This window comes from Catellatospora sp. NPDC049133 (assembly GCF_040648455.1).
In the GTDB taxonomy this organism is placed as follows: Bacteria; Actinomycetota; Actinomycetes; order Mycobacteriales; family Micromonosporaceae; genus Catellatospora; species Catellatospora aurea.
In genome coordinates this window covers 1-2,576 of sequence record NZ_JBEZDT010000086.1, presented here as the reverse complement: position 1 = coordinate 2,576, position 2,576 = coordinate 1, and the positions used below count along the sequence as shown (strand labels likewise).

The window sequence follows — 2,576 nt, the reverse complement described above, 5'->3', positions numbered from 1 at the left end:
TGACAGCCTGCGGAGACGATGTAAGACCTCAACGAGGAACCTCTCGGACGGGGCAGTCGTCGGCGAAACAGGAAAACCCGAGGGCGACCAAGGGAATCCCCGTCCTTTAGGGCGGGGAGGATGTCAAGCCGGGAAGTGTCCCAGGTAGCCACCCATGGTTCGGAACAGGTCGGTGGCGGCCAGCTCGGTGCCGTCGTCGAGGCGTACCCGCTCGATGACCAGGCCCTTGCTCTTGCCTCGGCGGGCGTCGGCTCCGGCGACGATGGCGACGCCGTCGCCCTCGCGGTAGAAGACCCGGCCCGGGGTGCCGCCGTAGACGGCCTGCGAGACGGACGCCTTCGTCACGCGGATGCGCTGCCCGCGGTAGTAGGTGTAGGCGTTCGGGTACGGGTCGCACTGGGCGCGGACCAGGCGGTCGAGTTCCTGCGCGGTCCACGTCCAGTCGATGCGCAGGTCCTCGTCGGCGCGTTTGTGGAAGAAGCTGGCCTGGGAGCGGTCCTGCGGCGTCCAGTCGGTGCGGCCCGACGCGATAAGGCGCAGGCCGTCGACGGTGATCGGCCCGAACAGGGCGAGCGTCTTGTGGAACAGGTCGGCGGTGGTGTCGCGCGGGCCGACCGGCACCGCACGCTGCAGCACGATGTCGCCGGCGTCGAGGGTGTCGTCCATCATGTGCGCGGTCACGCCGACCTCGGGCTCGTCGTTGAGCAGGGCCCAGATCAGCGGCGAGAAGCCGGCGTACTTCGGCAGCAGCGAGTCGTGGATGTTCAGGGTGCCGTGCCGGGGCAGGGCGAAGACCTGCGGCGGGATCCAGGTGCGCCAGTTGGTGGCCACGATGACGTCGAGGTCGGCCTCCTTGAGCGCGGCCATCAGCTCCTCGTCGTCGGGGCGCTCGCGGATCAGGACCGGCACGCCGTGCTCGGCGGCGAGGTCGGCGACGGAGTCGCTCCAGATGCGCTCGTACGCGTGCTCGCTCTTCGGGTGCGTGACGACGAGGACCACCTCGAGGTCTGGCGCCTCCAGCAGCGCCTGGAGCGTGCGGTGCCCCCAGGTCTGGTAACCGAACATCGCGACCCGCATGGGTGCCCTCCTCTGGACCGGAACGCTGAACCGTCTCGGCTCGCTGGCGCGAACCGAAAGGCAAGGCTTACCTTGCTAAGGTAACCCTAATGTAATCTTCGGGGGACGCACACGGAAGGGGTCATATGTCCACGTCGGACGCACATCTCCACGATCTCGCAGGGATCGGCTTCGGGCCCTCCAACCTGGCCCTGGCCATCGCGTTACGCGAGCTGGAGCAGCCGGTGGACGCCGTGTTCCTGGAGAAGCAGCCATGGTTCGGCTGGCACCGGGGGATGCTCATCGAGGGCACCACGATGCAGGTCTCCTTCCTCAAGGACCTGGCGACGATGCGCGACCCCGCCAGCCAGTACAGCTTCCTGAGCTACCTGAAGGCCAAGGACCGGCTGATCGACTTCATCAACCACAAGACGATGTACCCGTCGCGGGTGGAGTTCCACGACTACCTGGAATGGGCCGCCGCGGGCTTCGCCGACCAGGTCGAATACGGCTCCGAGGTGGTCGCCGTGCGCCCGGTCCGCGACGGCGGCGTGATCACCGGCTGCGAGGTCGTCGCCCGGCAGGGCGGCGATCTGGTCACCCGCCGCGCCCGCAACCTGGTCGTCGCCACCGGCCTGGAGGCCCGCATGCCCGACGGCATCCGCCCCGGCCCGCGCGTCTGGCACAGCCGCGACCTGCTGCGCCGCCTGCCCGGACTGCGCGACCCGCGCCGGGTGCTGGTGATCGGCGCGGGCCAGTCCGGCGCCGAGGTCACCGACCACCTGCACGGCACGTTCCCGCAGGCCGAGGTGTGCGCGGTGTTCGCCAAGTACGGCTACACCCCCGCCGACGACAGCCCGTTCGCCAACCGCATCTTCGACCCCGCCGCCGTCGACCACTTCTACGACGCGCCCGAGCAGGTCAAACGGATGCTGATGGACTACCACGGCTCCACCAACTACTCGGTCGTCGACCTCGACGTCATCCAGGGCCTCTACCGACGCATGTACCAGGAGAAGGTGCTGGGCCAGGAGCGGCTGCGCTTCATGCACGCCTCGCGGGTGGTGGATCTCGTCGAGGAGACGGACCGGGTCCGGGTGACCGTGGAGTTCCTGCCGACGGGCGAGCGCACCGTGCTGGAGGCCGACGCGGTGGTGTGCGCGACCGGTTACCGCAGCAGCGACCCGCTGCAGCTGCTCGGCCAGCTGGGCGAGCACTGCCTACGGCGTGCGGACGGGCAACTCCAGGTCGAGCGCGACTACCGGGTGACCACCGCCGGTGACGTGCGCTGCGGCATCTACGTGCAGGGCCCGACCGAGCACACCCACGGCATCAGCTCGACGCTGCTGTCCAACACCGCCGTCCGCGCTGGCGAGATCGCGCGTTCGCTGACCCGCGCTGCGGCCCCGGCCCTCGCCGGATAAAGGTGCCACCGCGTGGGGCGTAAAAAAATTTTATTTTTGGACAAGAAAATAAATATTTAGTGAAGCAGTGAAATAAACAGTTTATGCATAAACCAA

General features: G+C 68.1%; 2 protein-coding genes. One reads left to right on the top strand and one right to left on the bottom strand.

Annotation, left to right across the window (positions count from 1 at the left end; all coding sequences use genetic code 11):
• Positions 1–123 precede the first annotated feature (123 nt).
• A complete protein-coding gene (locus tag AB0B35_RS42030) occupies positions 124–1,077 on the bottom strand; it encodes a methionyl-tRNA formyltransferase (RefSeq protein ID WP_361057490.1) in 954 nt (317 codons plus the stop codon).
• A gap of 125 nt (positions 1,078–1,202) precedes the next feature.
• On the opposite strand from AB0B35_RS42030, the gene AB0B35_RS42025 reads away from it, so the two are divergent.
• Complete coding sequence (locus tag AB0B35_RS42025; RefSeq protein WP_361057487.1) at positions 1,203–2,480, top strand: lysine N(6)-hydroxylase/L-ornithine N(5)-oxygenase family protein; 1,278 nt, start codon at positions 1,203–1,205, stop codon at positions 2,478–2,480.
• Positions 2,481–2,576: the final 96 nt, after the last annotated feature.

Bases quoted from the DNA above. Each gene is read 5' to 3' on its own strand.
- AB0B35_RS42025 (WP_361057487.1), top strand. From the start codon at position 1,203: ATGTCCACGTCGGACGCACATCTCCACGATCTCGCAGGGATCGGCTTC.
- AB0B35_RS42030 (WP_361057490.1), bottom strand. From the start codon at position 1,077: ATGCGGGTCGCGATGTTCGGTTACCAGACCTGGGGGCACCGCACGCTC.